Genomic DNA, 16,577 nt, shown 5'->3' on the forward strand with positions numbered 1-16,577 from the left:
CAGGAAAGGATTTTTCATGACCGAAGCAACAAACATGAAGACACCGGGTCAGATGGATAAATTTCCCCTGCTGATCGATGGATGCTGGGAAGCCGGAGAGGGAACACCCTTCAGCCTTCTGAACAAATATACGCTCCAGCCGGTGGCCGATATCGCAACCCCAAGCGATGCACAGCTCGCCCGGGCCATTGAAGCCGCCGCCGGAGCGTTTATCACCGGTGCGCCAACGCCGTACGAACGTGGGACGATCCTTCAGACGGCATCCCGTCTTGTGGCGGAACAGCGGGCGGAATTCGTCCGGATCATGCAGATGGAGGCGGGCTTCACCGCATCCGACGCGAACGGGGAAATCGGCCGCTGCATCGAAACCCTTCGCCTGTCGGCCGAAGAAGCCCGCAGGCTTGCCGGGGACGTCATACCGATGGAAGGCGCTCCCAACCAGTCCGGCAGGCTCGCCTTCACCCTGCGCGTTCCTCTGGGCGTCGTGGCTGCGATCACGCCGTTCAACGCGCCGCTCAACACGGTTGCCCACAAGATCGCACCGGCGTTCGCCGCCGGAAACAGCGTTATCCTGAAACCGTCCAGCAACACGCCTCTCACCGCCCTGAAACTGTGTGAGGTACTGGTGGAAGCCGGCATGCCGACAGGTTTCCTTTCTCTGGTCCAGGGCGGCGCCAGGGTCGCGGAAGCCCTGCTTGCCGATCAGAGAATCCGCTTTTTCGCCTTCACGGGCAGCACCGAGGTCGGCCGGTCGATTCAGCAGGCTGCCGGACTGCGTCGAACCCAGATGGAACTCGGCTCGATTGCCTTCACACTTCTGTGCGAAGACGCGGATCTGGAAAAGGCGCTGCCGAAGATCGGCAGCGCCGGCTACCGCAAGGCGGGCCAGGTCTGCACCTCGGTTCAGATCCTGCTGGTGCAAAGGACCATCTTCAGCGAAGTTCAGGACCGGCTGGCAAAGATCGTCGCCAGCCTTGCCTATGGTGATCCGGCAAACCCGGACACGGTGGTCGGACCTCTGATCTCCGAAAAGGAGGCGATCCGGATCGAAAACTGGATAGAAGAGGCCATTGCCGGCGGAGCCAGAAAGCTTGCGGGCGGAACGCGCGAAGGCGCGGTCATCACACCGACTCTCCTGACCGGCATCGATCCCGCCATGAAGGTGGGGGGCTGCGAGATCTTCGGCCCCGTCGTCTGCCTCGAGCCCTTCGATACCCTGGAAGAAGCAATCGACCGGGTCAATTCGACCCCGTTCGGGCTTGCGTCGGGTATCTTCACCCAGCGGATCGACAACGCCTTCAAATCGGCCCTCAAGCTGGAGGTCGGTGGCGTTCACATCAACGAAACCTCCAGTTCGCGCGTCGACATGATGCCCTACGGAGGTTCGAAGGACAGCGGCTTCGGCCGGGAAGGCCCCCGTTACGCGGTTCATGAAATGACCGAGGAACGGGTCATCACGATCACCCTTGGCTGAAACCGGCCATGAGACATCGGCCGGGAAACGAAACCCGGCTCACGAAGAGGACAAAGACATGAGCAAGAAAATCGCCATCGTATTCGGCGGCTCGAGAGGGATCGGCGCGGCCAGCGTCCGGAAACTGAACCAGGACGGCTTCGATGTCGCCTACACCTATGTCAGCAGTGCGCCCGAAGCGGTCGCGCCGCAGCCGGGCACCAAAATCGAGGCCTACAAGGTCGACATCGGCAATCCCGGCGAAATTGCGAAAGTCTTCGCCGATGTCGCCGATCATTTCGGCGGTGCGCCAACCTGCGTCTTTGCGAATGCGGGCATCAACGTGCCGCCCGCGCCGATGGCCCAGTTCGATCCGGAGAACTTCCGCAAGCTTGTGGAGGTCAACATCGTCGGCATGTTCAACATTCTGGCCGAAGCCGCCCGTCAGGTGGCGGATAACGGGACGATCATCGCGACAACCACGACACTCGTGCGCCACGCGGTTCCGGGTGTCGGGCCCTACAGCGCGACCAAGGCGGCCGTCGAATGCCTGGTCCGGTCCATGGCGAAGGAACTGGCCGGACGGGGTGTGCGTGTCAACGCGGTGGCGCCGGGACCGGTCGACACGGACCTCTTCCGCGCCGGCAAGGACGAAGCCGCCCTGCAGCGCTCCGCTTCCATGAGCCCGCTCAACCGGGTCGGCCAGCCGGAGGAAATCGCCGAGGTCGTCTCCTTCCTCGCCTCCGACAAGGCCTCCTGGGTGCTCGGACAGATCATCCAGCCGAACGGCGGGCTGATCTGAGGGAGACTCAGGCTTCCACACTCGAACTTCCGGCAAAACCTCTGAGATTGTCATCCCGGTCTTGGCTGACGCCAAACCGGGATGACAACGGGATAGCTAAAACCCGACCGCCCTTAGCGCAGCAACGGACTTTGCAATCTCCGTCTCCGGCTCAGGACAGATGATTTCCAGAATGCAGGCCTGTTCGTAGCCGGCATCTTTCAATGCCCCGGGCAAACGATGAAAATCGATATCCCCCTCGCCGACCGGATCGTGCCGGTAGAGGCTTGCCGTCGTATCGGAGAGATGCAAGAGCCCGAGCCGGGGCGACACGGTCTGAAGCCCCGCCGCCGGATCTTCGCCGATGAAGTGGGCATTGGCGACGTCATAGCAGATCTTCAGTCGGTCATCGCCGTAGGCCTTCAGGATGTCCATCAGCCCTTCCGCATCCGGAATGAAGGCAAAGGGCATGTTCTCCAGGAAGATCTCGACACCGTTTTTCTCCGCGACCGGCAGCAGCCGGTCAAGCGACCGGAAGAAATGGCCTTCGAGAAGCTCGCGTGGCAAGGGAAACAAAGGATTGGCCTTGCCCGGCCCCAGGATCAGCGCCCCCGCACCGATCTCGCCGGCGATCTCGATGAAGCGCTCGTTGAGACCGAGGCTGGCCGCGCGCATCTCCTCGCTCGCCGCCGTGATATTGAGCTCCACGTTGGACGTGTTGACGCTCGTCAGCCCGATACCCGTTTGGGCCAGCACGGACTGGTAGTCCTGGATCTGCCCGATCGTATCCGAAACCCAGAAATGGCCCGGAAAAAACATCTGCTCGACTTGGGCAACACCCCGATCCGCCAGAAACCTGAGACAATCCGCTCCCGTCATGGATTGGGAGAAGGCATAGGTGTTGATGCCGAAAAGATCTCCGAAAGCCATCACGCCGCCTTCCTGATCGCATCCGCGGGACGATCCGCCTTTCGTTCGGCGGCATAAAGAACCAGCGCCCCGAAGCGATAGATGCCGTGAACGAACTTGCCATAGGGCATGGTCAGGAACAGCGCGAAGACCACGCCCAGATGGAGCGACAGCATCACGCCCATCAGCGGCGTTTCCCTCAAGGCCATCAGCAGCAATCCGCTCAAACCTGTTGCGAACAGCATTACGAGGAAAGCGGCTTCCATGCCCTTCGCCGACGGGTCCAAAAGGTCCGGGTGCCGTTTCCTCTTGGCATGGGCAAGCCCGACCGGCCCGATCACCAGTCCGACCCCGCCCAGAACGCCGAAGAGTTTCGGCAGGGAAAAAAGACCGTAGGGCGCTTCCCAGCCGAAGGCGTAGTGGTAGATCGTACCCGTAGAGGTCGCCGCGAAGCACAGGAGAAAGCCGTAGAAGGTCAGGTGATGATAGAGGCGCCGGTTGTCGGTCGGCTTCTCGTCCTCATTGTAGCAGCCGACCCCGCCGCCATCGAGATAACGCAACTGGCCCGCATCCTTGATCGCCTGCCAGACGGACGGGATCCGACCGGCGGAAACGCTCTTGGCGCCGATTTCTTTCCAATAGGTCCGAAAGCCCATCGAGACGGCGGCCAGCATGTAGAGAAACACCGCCCCGAACAGCAATGCCATGACATTGTGCGGCATCAGCTTGTAAAAGCTGCCGCCGGAAAACAGCACCTGCGGATCGTGCCAGAGCGCAAACCCGGCGATGAAGGCGGCCACCGACAGCGCGGCAATCGAACTGATGGCCAGACCGTTGCGGTCGAACAACGGCTGGAACGCCTTGGGCCAGGCATAGGACCGGTAGCTGTCGGCCCGTACCTTCGCGAGCGTCTGCGGCACGTTGACGTCGAATTCATGCGGCGGCGAAAACTGGCAGTCCTGATAGCAGGCGCCGCAGGAGTGGCAGAGGTTCGCCAGGTAGTTCAGATCGCCCTCTTCGAAACTCCGGCGCAGTTCCATGGCCGGAAAGACCGCGCACAATCCCTCGCAGTAGCGGCAGGAATTGCAGACCGTCATCAGGCGCGCGGCTTCGCGCAACGGGTCCGTGGACAGGGTTTCGGAAAACCGCGGATCCTTGTCAAACATGGCTGGCGGCTCCTTCTCCCGCAATCTTGCCGAACACACTGCCGATGGTCATGCCGATCCCGGCGGCATAGCCCTTGCCGAGCACGTTGCCGGCCATGATCTCGCCCGCCGCATACATGTTGTCGGCCTGGCCGCCACCCTCGAGCTGCATGCGCGCGTCCTTGTCGACGCGGGTGCCGAGATAGGTGAAGGTGATGCCCGGCCTGACCGGATAGGCGTAGTAGGGCGGGTCTTCCAGCTTGCGCGCCCAGTGGGTCTTTTCGATTGCCAACCCTTTGGTGTGACAGTCGTCGAAGACCGTGTGGTCGAAGGTCCCCGGCTGAACCGCGTCATTGAAGGTTCCGACCGTCTGTTCGAATGCCTCGACAGGCAGCTCCAGTTTTTGCGCGAGCTCCGCGATGCTTTTTCCTTCAATCGGCGGGAACAGCGACGGCATGAAACTCTTCAGGGATTTGGAATCGAAGACGATATAGGCGATCTGGTCCGGCTGGGCGGCGACGAGCCGGCCCCAGATGGCATAGCGCTTCGGCCAGAAATCCTCGCCCTCGTCGTAAAAGCGCTCGGCGTTCCTGTTGACCACGATGCCGAAGACGACGCAGTCCAGGCGCGTGATGATGCCGCCGTCGAACTTCGGCGCGCGGGCGTCGATGGCCACCGCGTGGCACTGGGTCGGATCGCCGATCGCTTCGACGCCCTTGTCGAGCAGAAGCCGCAGGACATCGCCCCGGTTATAGGGCGTACCGCGGATCAGGAAATTTTCCGCACAGTCGCCCCAGCCTTCCTTCAGCCAGTCGATATTGGCCTCGAAGCCGCCGGCCGCGGCGACCAGCGCCTTGGCCTCGATCCGGAGCGGCTTGCCGTCCTTCTCAGCCAGCGCGGAGGAAAAGTGGCCGTTAACCAGCTCGATATCGGTCACCGGCGTATCGTAAAGCACGAAAACGCCAAGCGCCTCGGCGGTCTTGTAAAGCGCATTGAGCATTGCACGGCCGCCGCCGAGAAAGAAGGAATTGGTTCGACCCAGGCTGAGCGTCCCGCCCAGCGACGGCTGAAAGCGCACGCCCTGGTCCGCGATCCAGACCAGCATCTCCTTCGATTTGGCGATCATGTGCCGGGCCAGGTCTTCGTCCGTGTTGCCTTCCGTCACGCGCAGGAGATCGTCGAAGAATTCCTCTTCCGTATAGGGTCCCGTAAGCGTGTCGGTGGCGGTATCGTGCGCGCAGCGCATGTTGCGCGTGTGCCGCGTGTTGCCGCCCCGATAGAACTTCGGTGCTTTCTCCACGACAAGAACATCCGCGCCCTTGCGCCGGGCGGCGATGGCCGCGCACAGCGCCGCATTGCCGCCGCCAATGACGAGCACATCGGTCTGTATGCTCTCCTCCACCATGAATTCCTCTCCCCGGCGTTCCGCACCCGATGGTCGGAAACACGCCGCCTGCCACGCCTCAATTTAGTATACTCTAGTATACTAAATATCAAAATCAATCAGTTTTGCAGTATCTTGCAAAATTGGCGTACAAAGGAACCGCGACGAGACAGACCCCTTCCACAGACAGGGTGGCAAACCTTTGACAGACGACCAGATTTCCGCACCCGGACAGCGCGCTCGCGGCCGTGGCGCGAATTCCCGAGGCAGCAAGGTCTACCAGGAGCTGCTTGAGCGCATGCGCAACGGCATGCTGAAGCCGGGTACGCGCCTGCGGGAAGACGAGATCGGCATTGAGCTTGATGTCAGCAGGACGCCGGTCAGGGAAGCCTTCAACCGGCTGCATGCAAGGGGTCTCGTGGAAAGTTCTCGCGGCGGCTGGACGGTCGCCGAACTGAGCCGCGGACAGATCATGGAACTCTATGCGCTGAGGGCCGTGCTGGAAGGTGCCGCGGCCCGTTTCGCCGCCGAAAACGCGCAACCCGCGGACCTCGCCGCCCTGCGCATCGCCGCCTCGGGTTTCGAAAAGGCCGCCTCCGGCGAGACCGCCCGGGCGAACGCCAATATCGTCTATCACCGGACAATCTACGCGGCCGCCCACAACGCCTATCTGGAGCGCATGCTGGAGGATCTGAACGATTCCCTGGCGCTTCTGCCCAGCACAACCTTTTCCGTTTCCGGACGGTCACAAGCCGCGATCGCCGAGCACCAGGCGATTACGGACGCCATACTTGCGCGCGCTCCGGCGCAAGCCGAGACCTCAGCGCGAAATCACATCGAAAACGCCATGGATGCGCGACTGCGGATGTTGTTCAGCGACACCGGAAGGTAATTGCAACGAATGCGCCGGTTTGAGGATCTGTTTTGAACGACTGATCCAATGCCAGGCGTGATTTCGGCATTGCCCTGCCAACCTCAGTCCCGCTCCCATTTCCGCAGCGAGCCGGATCGGTCATATTCGGCCTCGAACCACTGCCCGTCCGCGGTTTTCCCTTCGATCTCGATCTCATCGTCCTTCAGCTCGATTTTTGAGATCAGCGCCCCGTGCGGGTAATCCGGGCTGTCCTTGAAATGGCTTGGCAGAACCGCTTCGATCAGATCCACCTTGAACAACCCGTGGTGGTCCGCCTCAATTTCTTCCAGCTCGAAACCGTGATGAAAATCGATTTCGACACGGATGCCGCCCGGCAAGCGGCCCTCCAAATCAGGCTGTTTGCGGCCTGGATGCCAGCTCACCTCTTGCAGACCGATTTCCTGCACGAGGTGCTCTACCGGCTCGGGCAACGGCTGCGCGAACACGGCTCCCGCCGGCACCGTGAGAAGGAAAAGAGAAAGGAGAGTTTGTTTCATGGTGTCCTCTGAGGGGGTTTGGTCTGGAGTTGATCGGCCGGGCCCCTCCCCGCACCGTCCGGCCGGTGGCCGGAGGCGGTTTCGCGGTTCAACCAACCGGTCGGCAGCTTGCGCGGCTCCAGAATACGGCTGTCACAGAGAAGAGCGGTAAGTCCCGGCAGAAGTGCACTTTCAGGCGCAAGCATATTCAAAAGCGCCCCGCCGCGTCGGTGATCCACCGCCGCGGGTCAGCGGCGGTTTTCGCTCTGGTACGTCCGCAAGGGCGTGTCTCGCCTGAAAATGATCGGCTCTGATCGTTCATGGATCCCGCACTCGTTTGTCGGCACCGATAAAGGACCGTCAAATGCAGCGCAAACCGGGAAATGTATCAAACTATCGCAGAACCGCGGCGAAGGCTGGAAGGGACGGCCCTATTGCCACTACCCTCCCGAAAGACCGGAATTCAAGTCCTCATCTGAGGAACTGATCCACATAGTCTTCACCAAGACCGACAGATTTATAGTGCTCGCGGCACATGTCGATCTTCGTAAAGACATCCTCGTACCCAAGGTGCTTTCCATAGGGATCGACGTAATACATGATGCCGTTCACCTGAAACAACGTGATCATTTCCTCGACATCGTCGGGCACCACGAGTGTGTGCGTTTCGCCGGGCGGCTCATAGACATATCCCCCGGCTTCCGCGATCCAGTCGTGTTCCAGATAGTGCCAGCGTCCCTTGAGAACGAAACCGTGAACCGGGTTGGGATGCCGGTGCCGGGACAGCACGCCTGATTTCCGGACACGGAGAAGATTGACCCAATATCCCTGGCTTCTGTTGAGGCACAACGGACGGAACCAGACATTTTCCGCCTGGGGAACCCAGACCCTTTCGTCGTCCGGTATCGCGGCCGGAACGACGATTTCGGCTTGTGCATCCCTCGGAAAAGGCAACTGGTAGGGGATGCGCGGGTTCTCGTCTTTTTCGGTTACAGGCATGGTCGCTCCTCTCCGGTATACCTCGGCTGTTCAGACAGCGGAGTATCCTCCGTCCACGGGATAGACCGCCCCCGTGACGAAACGTGCTTTTTCACTCAACAGCCAGGCGGCCAGGGCACCGACCTCCTCCGGCTGTCCCCAGCGTCCCAATGGCGTCCGGCCGAGAATTGCGCTTTCGCGCTGACTGTCGCGGCGCAAGCCCGCGGTCATTTCCGTCTCGATCCAGCCGGGCGCAACCGCGTTGACACGAATGCCGTCCGAAGCCCAGTTCGCAGCCAACGATTTCGTCAACTGGGCAACACCGCCCTTCGACGCCGAATAGGCAGGAACCAGCGCCCCGCCGAAATAACTGAGCATCGACGCCGTGTTGACGATTGCTCCCCCTGAACGCTCCAGAAACGGGTGAGCCGCGAGGCACATCCTCATCGTTCCCGTCAGATTGACGTCGATGACCTTGCAGAACTTGCCGATATCGTATTCCTCGCCCCGCAACAGGATACCGGCGCAGTTCACCAGGCCGTCAAGCTGGCCCAATCCGGTGAAGAGCTCGGCAATGCGGTCTTCATCGGTGACATCGAGCCTGACCGCTGTGAGACCGTCGTCGTCAGGACAGGCCGCAACCTCGTCATCGTTGACACCTGTCGCGGTAACCGCCCAGCCCTCCGCAAGCAAGGTTCGTGTCACACCCAGTCCGATCCCGCGGGTTCCCCCCGTCACTAGGGCGTGTTTCATGCCGCACGGCCTGTTTTCAGGAACTGCTCCACGTCGTCCCGCCGTGGCATCGGCGCCACCGCGCCGTAGCCCTGGGTGGAAAGCGCCGCCGCGGCGTTGGCGTACCGCGCGGCATCGTAAGGGTCACGCCCCGCAGCCATTTCCGCAAGGAAGGCACCGTCGAAGGTGTCCCCCGCCGCCGTCGCGTCCACGGGTGTTACCGGCAACCCCGGCACCCGCCGGCGCTCGTCCCGAAGAGCGATGAGAGTGCCATCCTTGCCCAGGGTCAAGGCAACGATTTCGCAGCCCAGCGCCAGATAGAAATCGGCTATTTCGTCGGGATCGGTCAGTCCGGTAAGCTGAACTGCATCCTCCAGACCGGGCAGCGCGATATGCGCTTTTGCCATGGCCGCATGCGTGACCGCCCTGGCCCGCTCCAGCGGCCAGAGGTTGAGCCGCAGATTGGTGTCGTAGGAAACCCAGCCCCCGGCGTTGCGGCAAACCTCGATTGCCTTGAACACGGTGTCGGCCGCGGTTTCGGATATCGCCTGACTTATGCCGGAGACATGCAGGATACGAGCGCCCGCGATGTAGTCCGCCGACAGGTCCGCCGGCGTGATCAGACTGGCCGCCGACCCTTTACGCCGATAGGTAAAGGAATGACCGCTGGCGTCGTGACTGACAAAGTAAACCCCGGTTGGAGCGTCCGAATCCACCGGGATTTGAGAAGTGTCGACCTGTTCCGACTGCCAGAGCCTGAGAAAATCCTCGCCAAAGGCGTCGCTCCCGACGCGTGTCAGATATCCGACGGAGGCCCCCTGCCGGGCGGCCGCGATGGCGGCGTTGGAGGTGTCGCCGCCATGCCCCTTGAGAAAGCGTCCGTCCCCCTGCTCGTTGAATTCGAGCATCGGCTCGCCGAGACAAACGATATCGGGTTGCATGTTGAAATCCTTTTTACCTGGGAAACCGGCCACGTTCCGAAAAACGCGGCCGGAATTTTTTACTCGGCGGTGTAGGCCTGACCGACATCGCGAATGCGCCAGATCCGGAAATTGGGGATCTCGGGATCGTCGAAATTCATGTCCCCGTCGACCCACACATGCAGGTGGTTGGACACGACATAGAGCGACCCGTCCGACCCCCACGCCAAAGTGTCGGGCCAGTTCATCTCCGGGTGATGGGCAAAACGGCTCAGCTGTCCGGTCTTGCCGTCCAGCTTCATCAAGCCGTCCAGCGAGAGCGCGGTCATATAGACGTTGCCATCCCTGTCGGCGGTCATTCCGTCGGTGTTGGAAGGCAGGGACGTCTCGACACGAACCGCGTTTTCAATGACCGTCTCGCTTGTGTCGAAGTCACGCAGCAGATCCGTGTTCAGGCTGTAAAGCGTGTTGCCCGTCAGATTGGTCCAGTAAAGCGTGCCTTTGTCTCCGGACAGGGCGATACCGTCCGCCCCGGTCTTCATGCCGCCGCCTTTCAGCACCTGCCGGTCGTCGATATTGAAGAAGAAATGCGGCTCGTCATTTGTGAATTTGTGCTGATCCAGGATGCGCCGTGCCTTTCCGGCATTGCTGTCGTAGACGATCAGCCCGCCGTGCAGCGGATTGCAGAAGATACCGCTGTCGGTGATGTAGGCGAAGCCCGTGTCGTTATCGACGGCAATGTCGTTCAGGAAAGAGCATTTCGGATCGGCTTCGCTGGCGGAGAAGACATGACGCCCGATCTCCTTGCCTGCCTTGATGTCCCACAGAACGAGCTTGGCGTCGCCTTCGTTCATCTTGCCGGCGACATGCCCCTGATCCAGGATCCACATGACGTCGTTGCGGTCGATTTCAAAGCCCAGGACCGCCTTTAGCCCGTTCGCATTGGAAACAGCGTTCATCTCCTCCGACGGAAAGGCCTCCAGCACCCATTCGTCGCCATCCTTCACCAGCTTCGACAAGGTGGCGGGGATGTCCGGCCCTCCCCAGCGCGCGGTCGAAACATAGATGGTGCCGTCGCTGTCGACCTTGGCTCCCTGAACCAGCGCCTTGCCGTGGAGATCGCTTTTCTCCCAGACCGATTGAAGGTCTTCCGAAACGATCCGGTATGGCAGACTGTTCCATTCGGCAACCACCTCCGGCCGGGGCACGTCCTGCGCGCCGGCACTCCAGGACGCCAGAACGGCGCCTGCAAAGGCCGCCGTGGCGGCCTTTTTCATCTGTTTCATTCCCATTTCCTTCCTCCCGTTTGCAGGTTCAGATCCGGCCGTATTTTGCAAGCCCTTCGCGCAGGGAACCCGCCTGCATGATCAGCTTGGCCTGCTCGGCTTCCCGGACGTCGATTTCCCGCGCCATTTCAAGGATCTCTTCCGCCTTGCCGATCGGAACCACGACAACGCCGTCGATATCGCCGACAATGATGTCGCCCGGATGCACGATCACGTCTCCGATCGGCACCGACACGTTGGCGTCCAGCGTCTTGTGCCGCCCGAGGGTCGTTCCGGGTGACGAGGAACGCGCGAAAACGGGAAAATCGTAGTCGCGGCGGATTTCCGTGATGTCGCGCACCGCCCCGTCGAGGACCGCGCCCTCATGCTTGTTGGCAACCGCTCCGGCGGTCATCAGTCCGCCCCAGACCGCGACGTTCGCGTCTCCCGCGATCGAGATGACGATGACCGATCCCGGCTCGGACTCGTCGATCGCGTCCAGCGCATGTTGCGGCGGCACGAATTCGTCGGTCGGTCCTTCAAGCACGGTAACCGCGGGACCGACGATCTTCTTGTCGTTGATACGCGGCTTAATGGCCTGATCGAGATAGCCTTTTCTGCCTGTGATTTTGTCGACCGCGTCCGCGACCGACGCCGTGGCGGTTTCCCTGAAACCCGCGATCAAATCCTTCATTTCCATCCTTGACACTCCTGTAGAGGCGCCGTTTGAGAACGGCTGCCGGATTTGGTGGGCCTTCGCCTCACCACTGGTTGACCCAATTTTGTGGAGGACTTCCCGCCAGAACCCGAGCCAGCTCGGCTCCGGCGCGCCGCTGCAGCTCGCCGACAGACGCCTCGGAATACCAGCCGCAGTGATCGCTGAGCACCGTGTTCGGCGAACTCAAAAGCGGGTTGTCGGAAGCCGGTGGCTCGGTTTCGAAGACATCGATCCCGGCACCGAAAATTCGTTTTTCGCGCAAAGCCGCCGCCAGCGCGGTTTCGTCGACGAGACCGCCGCGCGAAACATTCACCAGGATGGCGCTTTTCTTCATCAGGGCGATGCGGCGCGCGTCGATGATGTTGCGTGTTTGCGCGGTGAGAGGCGCGTGCAGACTGACGACATCCGCCGTTCTGCAAAGATCGTCGATCGCCGCGGCTTCAACCCCAAACGTCTCCGTGGTGCGTCCGTCGAGGTTCGGATCGCTCACCAGGACCCTGGAAAACCCGAGCGCTCTGAACCTCTCGCAGGCAGCGCGCGCGATGCGCCCGAAACCGATCAGGCCAAGCGTCGCGTTTCTGTGACCCGGGATCGGGCTGAGTTGCCCTATTCCCCATTTGCCCTGCCGGACCTCTCCGTCGCGCGCGACCACGCGCCGGGCAACCGCGAGGTAAAGCGCGACAGCGTGATCGCTGACTTCGTTTTCCGCGCCGTAGTCGGGAATGTTGGCGACATAGATTCCGCGTTCCCGTGCCTTGTCGAGATCGACATTGTCGACCCCGACGCCGTAGCGCAGGATGAGTTTCAACCCGGGAAACCGGTCATAAAGCGCGGCATCGACGCGGCGCTCACGAATGAGCACCGCGAAGACATTCTTGTCGGCAAGAGCGGAGACCGCGTCTTCTTCCGCCGGGACCGCGAGCACGCGGGCGCCGAAAGGCCTGATCGCCTCCTGCTCCGGCATATAGTCCGCATATCCGGGCTCGAGAACGGCCACAAGCGGGGTCTCCATGGAACTGGCAGTCTCCGCCCGCATGTTACTGGTTCCGGTACTTTGCAACCGCGTCGTCGAGCTTGCCCGGCCATTCCTCGCCGATCTCGCCGACGATGTATTCCCGAACCGCGGGCTGCGCCAATTCGCGGAACTTGGCCTTCTGTTCCGGGCTGACCGGAACGACCTCGAGACCCTTTTCGGCCAGGATGGTGGCGGCGTTCGCGTCCTGGGCGGCCGTCATGCCCCGGTGAATGACCTTGGCGATCTCGACACACTGGTCGACGGCGGTTTTCTCGGCGTCGGTGAGGCCCTCATAAAAGCTGTCGCTGATCATGTAGGCGTGCCACGAGAACACGTGCCCATCCAGCGAGACATACTTCTGATGCTGGTAAAGGGAAGCATCGACGATGTTGGTCACGCCGTTTTCCTGACCATCCACGACGCCCTGCTGCAAGGCGCCCGGGAGCTCCGGCCAGGGAACCGGTGTCGCCGATGCGCCCAGAGATTCCACCAGCCGCGTCCAGACAGGTGCCGTCATGACGCGCATCTTGAGCCCCTTCATGTCCTCCGGCTCGTCGACAGCGACCTTGGAGTTTGTGAAGTTGCGCACACCGTTGTCCGCCAGGCCCAGGACCCGGATGCCGGTCTTGGCGCGCATGTCGTCGAACATCTCCTTGCCGAACTCGCCGTCGACGATGGACCACGCCATGGCCTGGTCGTCGAACAGATAGGGCATGGCAAAGACGGCGAACGGCTTGTAGACGGCGGAAATCGGACCGTCGTGCACGACACCCATCTGGATCGTGCCCAGTTGCAGGCCTTCGATGATCTGGCTCCCGTCGCCCAACTGGGACGCGGGGAAAACCTGGACGTCGATCGAGCCGGAGGTTTTGCCCTCGACGCAGCTCTCGAACGCGAGGGCGGCGGCATGCTTGGGCGCCGAAAGATCCGCGGCCTGGAAATGCGCGTATTTCAGGTCCTTCGCCTCGACGGCTGTTACCGCCGTCGTAATCGCCAGAGCGGCGGTGGCACTCAGTAGCCGTGATGTCAGTTTCATAAGTTTCCTCCCATTGTTAACTTGAAAAACCCAGAAGACGAGGTAGCGCGGTGCTGATTGCGGGGATCAGGATGACCAGCAACAGAACCGCCATTTCCGCAGCAAGAAGCGGCAGAACGGCGCGCGACAGGCCTTCAATTCTGAGACGGCCGACGGTCGCGATAACGAAGAGAACCGGCCCCACCGGAGGGGTGATCATGCCGATGGTCAGATTGAGCACGAGCATCATTGCAAACTGCAGCGGATCGATGCCGAACTGCGCGGCAATCGGCCCGAGCACGGGCGTAAGAATGATCAGGGCAGGCAAAGTGTCGATGAACAGCCCGCACACAAGGGCAAACCCGGCCAGCAGGAACATGACGGCAAGCTTGTTGCTCGTCAGCGCGGCGATCGAGGCCGCCAGGGACTGAGGTATCTGCAGAAACGTCAGCAGCCAGCCAAAGACCGATGCCATAGCGACAATCAGCAGAACCGAAGAGGTCGTGACACTGGCGCGGACCAGCACGGTGTAGAGTTTCTCGAGCGAAAGGGTGCGCAGCACAAATCCGAGCAGCAGCGCGTAGGCGGTCGCGATCGCACCTGCCTCGGTCGGCGTAAATACGCCACCCAGAATGCCGCCCAGAATGATTGCCGGCATCAGCATCGCCGGACACGCACGCAAGGCGCTGCGGGTCAGCTCGCCGGAACCGGCGCGCGTTTCGCGCCCTCGGTAACCTTTCTTCACCGAAATGAGATGGTTGGTTGCGGCAAGGGCGCCGCCAAGGAGCAAACCGGGCACGATCCCGGCCATGAACAATCCCGCGACGGTAACCCTGCTGTCGGAAATGGCGTAAACCACCATGAGGATCGAAGGCGGGATAATCGGCCCGATGGTCGCGGTCGCGGCCGATAGCGCACCTGCGTAATTGGCCTCGTAACCTGCCTTGCGCATCATGCGCATCACGATCGCGGAGGGTCCAGCCGCGTCCGCAAGAGCCGAACCCGAAATTCCGGCAAACAGCATCGACACGAGAACGTTCACGTGACCGAGACCGCCCCGGATATGCCCGACGAGATCGTTGGCGAACCGCAGCAGAGCGGCGGTCAGTCCGCACGCCGTCATCAGTTCCGACGCCAGAATGAAGAATGGCACCGCCATCAGGGGAAAGGAATTGATCCCGCCGAACATCCTCTGGGGAATGAGCAGCGGGCTGAGCGCACCGTCCACCAGGATGGCGGCGGTCGACGCGATCCCCATGGTAAAAACCACGGGCAGGCCCAGAGCGAGGGTCGCGAAAAACAGCACGATCAGGATAGAGCCCATCATAACGGGGTGTCCTGCTCGTCCAAAACCGCATCCGCCTCGAACTCGTCGGCCACGAAAGCCCGGCAAACAAGGGCCAGATGGCAGAGAAACAGGGCCGCCCCCAGGGGAACGGCGAGATAGGGAATTCCGCGCGAAATACCGGTCGCCATCGTTTCCTTGTTCCACCCGAATGCAACGAAACGGACGCCGTAATAGAAGATGAGCGCCATGAAGCCGGCCATGAGCGCAACCGCGCCCCAGCGAACGATCCGTCTCAGGCGGTCCGGCAGAAAGGCGGTAACAATGTCGATCTCGACCAGGCGACCGCTTCTCAGCGCGAGACCCGCGCCGGCGAACACGCCGAAAATCATCAGGAACCTGGCAACTTCCTCTCCCCATGACAGGGAGACACCGAAGACGTAACGACCGATGACATTGGCGAAAACAATCACGAACATCGCGGCCAATGCCCCGGCCACAAGCAATCTGTTGACGGCAATCAGCAAGCGCTCGAATTGCGCCATTCATTCCTCCCGGAGCGCGTGCCGCCGGTTTTTTCCGGGCGGTCTCGTTTGACTATCATGAAACTGGCATACTGGCATACAGTATGTCAATATCCAAAACACTGTGCACAAGATGCAATTGGGTCTATAAGCGCCAACGAGGACAGAGAACGAGAGATGCATGCTGAAAATCCAAAGACCTAAATCCTTCGCGGAACAGGTGTCGGACGTGCTGCGAAGCCAGATCATCAGTGGCGAACGCGACATGGGCGAAGCGCTGTCGGAATCAAAAATCGCCAAAGAACTCGGCGTCAGCAGAACGCCGGTCAGGGAAGCATTCGCCCGGCTGGAACTGGAAGGGCTGGTGCACACTGAGCCTCAAAGAGGCACGTTCGTTTTCACGCTCGGACGCTGTGCCCTCGTCGATATCTGCGACGTTCGCGTTTGCCTGGAGACCACGGCCCTTCACAAGGCCATGGAACGCGACCCGGCCGGTTTGGCGAAGAGCCTGAAGGACATCACCCGCAAAATGACGAAAGCCCGGAAAAAGGGCGATGACCGGGACTATCTCAACCTGGACACGGAGTTTCATCAGAAGTTCTTCGATCACGCCAAGAACGACTTCCTGAATGATGCCTATCAAACCATCGCCGCAAAGATGGCCTGTCTCCGCAACAAGCTGGGAAATCATCCCGAACACATGGAAAAATCCTACGGCGAACACCTGGAAATCGCGGATCTTCTGGCCGAGAGCGAAACCGACCGGGCCATCGAGGTCATGATCAGGCACATCGGCCGAAAAGACGGGTCGTACTGGAACATCTAACAGTTCACGGCCCCGCTCCCCAAGCAAACGGCGGCAACGGCCGGGTGCTCCGCCCTGGCAAGCGAATCGAGTCCGCGAGAAAGCAACGTTTCCCTACCTGTTGACGTCCATGGTGAGACCCGGCTCACGGCTGAGAGGAAACGGCAGCGATCCGCAAGCCGCCGGAAGCCGCCGCCCGGGCGCGCCAACGGCCCGGAACGGCGGGCTTCCCAATCGACCCCAAAATAGTATACAATAG

17 protein-coding genes are annotated in these 16,577 nt (G+C 61.2%); 4 read left to right on the forward strand and 13 right to left on the reverse strand.

Annotated features, from left to right (window positions below):
• Nucleotides 1-16: 16 nt before the first annotated feature.
• Nucleotides 17-1,474 (forward strand): aldehyde dehydrogenase family protein, encoded by a 1,458-nt coding sequence (locus JF539_RS14355; protein ID WP_207141350.1) that lies wholly within the window; start codon nt 17-19, stop codon nt 1,472-1,474.
• A gap of 58 nt (nt 1,475-1,532) precedes the next feature.
• On the forward strand, nt 1,533-2,255 hold the full coding sequence (locus tag JF539_RS14360; RefSeq protein WP_207141351.1) for an SDR family oxidoreductase: 723 nt from the start codon (nt 1,533-1,535) through the stop codon (nt 2,253-2,255).
• Between the two features lie 96 nt (nt 2,256-2,351).
• Here the strand turns inward: JF539_RS14360 and JF539_RS14365 are convergent, their stop codons facing one another.
• The 3 genes from JF539_RS14365 to tcuA are packed head-to-tail and all read right to left on the reverse strand — an operon-like array spanning nt 2,352 to nt 5,693.
• Entirely contained in the window at nt 2,352-3,164 is an 813-nt protein-coding gene (locus tag JF539_RS14365) for a sugar phosphate isomerase/epimerase family protein (RefSeq protein WP_207141352.1), read from the reverse strand.
• The gene (tcuB, locus tag JF539_RS14370) at nt 3,164-4,309 is read right to left on the reverse strand and encodes a tricarballylate utilization 4Fe-4S protein TcuB (protein ID WP_207141353.1); all 1,146 of its coding nucleotides are present in this window, start codon (nt 4,307-4,309) and stop codon (nt 3,164-3,166) included. Before tcuB ends, JF539_RS14365 begins: the two co-directional genes overlap by 1 nt.
• Nucleotides 4,302-5,693 carry an FAD-dependent tricarballylate dehydrogenase TcuA gene (gene tcuA / locus JF539_RS14375; RefSeq protein WP_207141354.1) on the reverse strand — a complete coding sequence of 464 codons (1,392 nt, stop codon included), beginning with the start codon at nt 5,691-5,693 and terminating at the stop codon, nt 4,302-4,304. The genes tcuB and tcuA overlap by 8 nt, the downstream gene beginning before the upstream one ends.
• 181 nt (nt 5,694-5,874) lie before the next feature.
• Here tcuA and JF539_RS14380 point away from each other — a divergent pair, with 181 nt between their 5' ends.
• Complete coding sequence (locus tag JF539_RS14380; protein WP_207141355.1) at nt 5,875-6,564, forward strand: GntR family transcriptional regulator; 690 nt, start codon at nt 5,875-5,877, stop codon at nt 6,562-6,564.
• 83 nt (nt 6,565-6,647) lie between these two features.
• On the opposite strand, the gene JF539_RS14385 is transcribed toward JF539_RS14380, so the two are convergent.
• The 10 genes from JF539_RS14385 to JF539_RS14430 all read right to left on the reverse strand — a co-directional run bounded on the left by JF539_RS14385 (nt 6,648) and on the right by JF539_RS14430 (nt 15,534).
• Nucleotides 6,648-7,082 (reverse strand): hypothetical protein, encoded by a 435-nt coding sequence (locus tag JF539_RS14385; RefSeq protein WP_207141356.1) that lies wholly within the window; start codon nt 7,080-7,082, stop codon nt 6,648-6,650.
• A 450-nt stretch (nt 7,083-7,532) separates the two neighbouring features.
• Complete coding sequence (locus JF539_RS14390) at nt 7,533-8,060, reverse strand: 2,4'-dihydroxyacetophenone dioxygenase family protein (RefSeq protein ID WP_207141357.1); 528 nt, start codon at nt 8,058-8,060, stop codon at nt 7,533-7,535.
• A 30-nt stretch (nt 8,061-8,090) separates the two neighbouring features.
• On the reverse strand, nt 8,091-8,792 hold the full coding sequence (locus tag JF539_RS14395; protein WP_207141358.1) for an SDR family NAD(P)-dependent oxidoreductase: 702 nt from the start codon (nt 8,790-8,792) through the stop codon (nt 8,091-8,093).
• Nucleotides 8,789-9,712, reverse strand: coding sequence for a sugar kinase (locus JF539_RS14400; RefSeq protein ID WP_207141359.1), 924 nt, complete (start codon nt 9,710-9,712; stop codon nt 8,789-8,791). The genes JF539_RS14395 and JF539_RS14400 overlap by 4 nt, the downstream gene beginning before the upstream one ends.
• A 59-nt stretch (nt 9,713-9,771) precedes the next feature.
• Nucleotides 9,772-10,977 carry an L-dopachrome tautomerase-related protein gene (locus tag JF539_RS14405; RefSeq protein WP_209017292.1) on the reverse strand — a complete coding sequence of 402 codons (1,206 nt, stop codon included), beginning with the start codon at nt 10,975-10,977 and terminating at the stop codon, nt 9,772-9,774.
• A gap of 28 nt (nt 10,978-11,005) precedes the next feature.
• Nucleotides 11,006-11,656, reverse strand: a complete 651-nt coding sequence (locus JF539_RS14410) for an RraA family protein (RefSeq protein WP_207141360.1) — start codon at nt 11,654-11,656, stop codon at nt 11,006-11,008.
• Between the two features lie 61 nt (nt 11,657-11,717).
• A complete protein-coding gene (locus JF539_RS14415) occupies nt 11,718-12,710 on the reverse strand; it encodes a C-terminal binding protein (protein ID WP_207141361.1) in 993 nt (330 codons plus the stop codon).
• A 1-nt stretch (nt 12,711) separates the two neighbouring features.
• Complete coding sequence (locus tag JF539_RS14420) at nt 12,712-13,725, reverse strand: DctP family TRAP transporter solute-binding subunit (RefSeq protein WP_207141362.1); 1,014 nt, start codon at nt 13,723-13,725, stop codon at nt 12,712-12,714.
• A 16-nt stretch (nt 13,726-13,741) separates the two neighbouring features.
• The gene (locus JF539_RS14425; RefSeq protein WP_236042486.1) at nt 13,742-15,031 is read right to left on the reverse strand and encodes a TRAP transporter large permease; all 1,290 of its coding nucleotides are present in this window, start codon (nt 15,029-15,031) and stop codon (nt 13,742-13,744) included.
• Complete coding sequence (locus JF539_RS14430) at nt 15,028-15,534, reverse strand: TRAP transporter small permease (protein WP_207141363.1); 507 nt, start codon at nt 15,532-15,534, stop codon at nt 15,028-15,030. Before JF539_RS14430 ends, JF539_RS14425 begins: the two co-directional genes overlap by 4 nt.
• A 160-nt stretch (nt 15,535-15,694) precedes the next feature.
• Here JF539_RS14430 and JF539_RS14435 point away from each other — a divergent pair, with 160 nt between their 5' ends.
• Nucleotides 15,695-16,339, forward strand: coding sequence for a GntR family transcriptional regulator (locus JF539_RS14435; protein WP_207141364.1), 645 nt, complete (start codon nt 15,695-15,697; stop codon nt 16,337-16,339).
• The last annotated feature ends 238 nt before the right edge of the window (nt 16,340-16,577 follow it).

It is taken from the genome of Roseibium aggregatum (assembly GCF_017309185.1).
Lineage (GTDB): Bacteria > Pseudomonadota > Alphaproteobacteria > Rhizobiales > Stappiaceae > Roseibium > Roseibium aggregatum_B.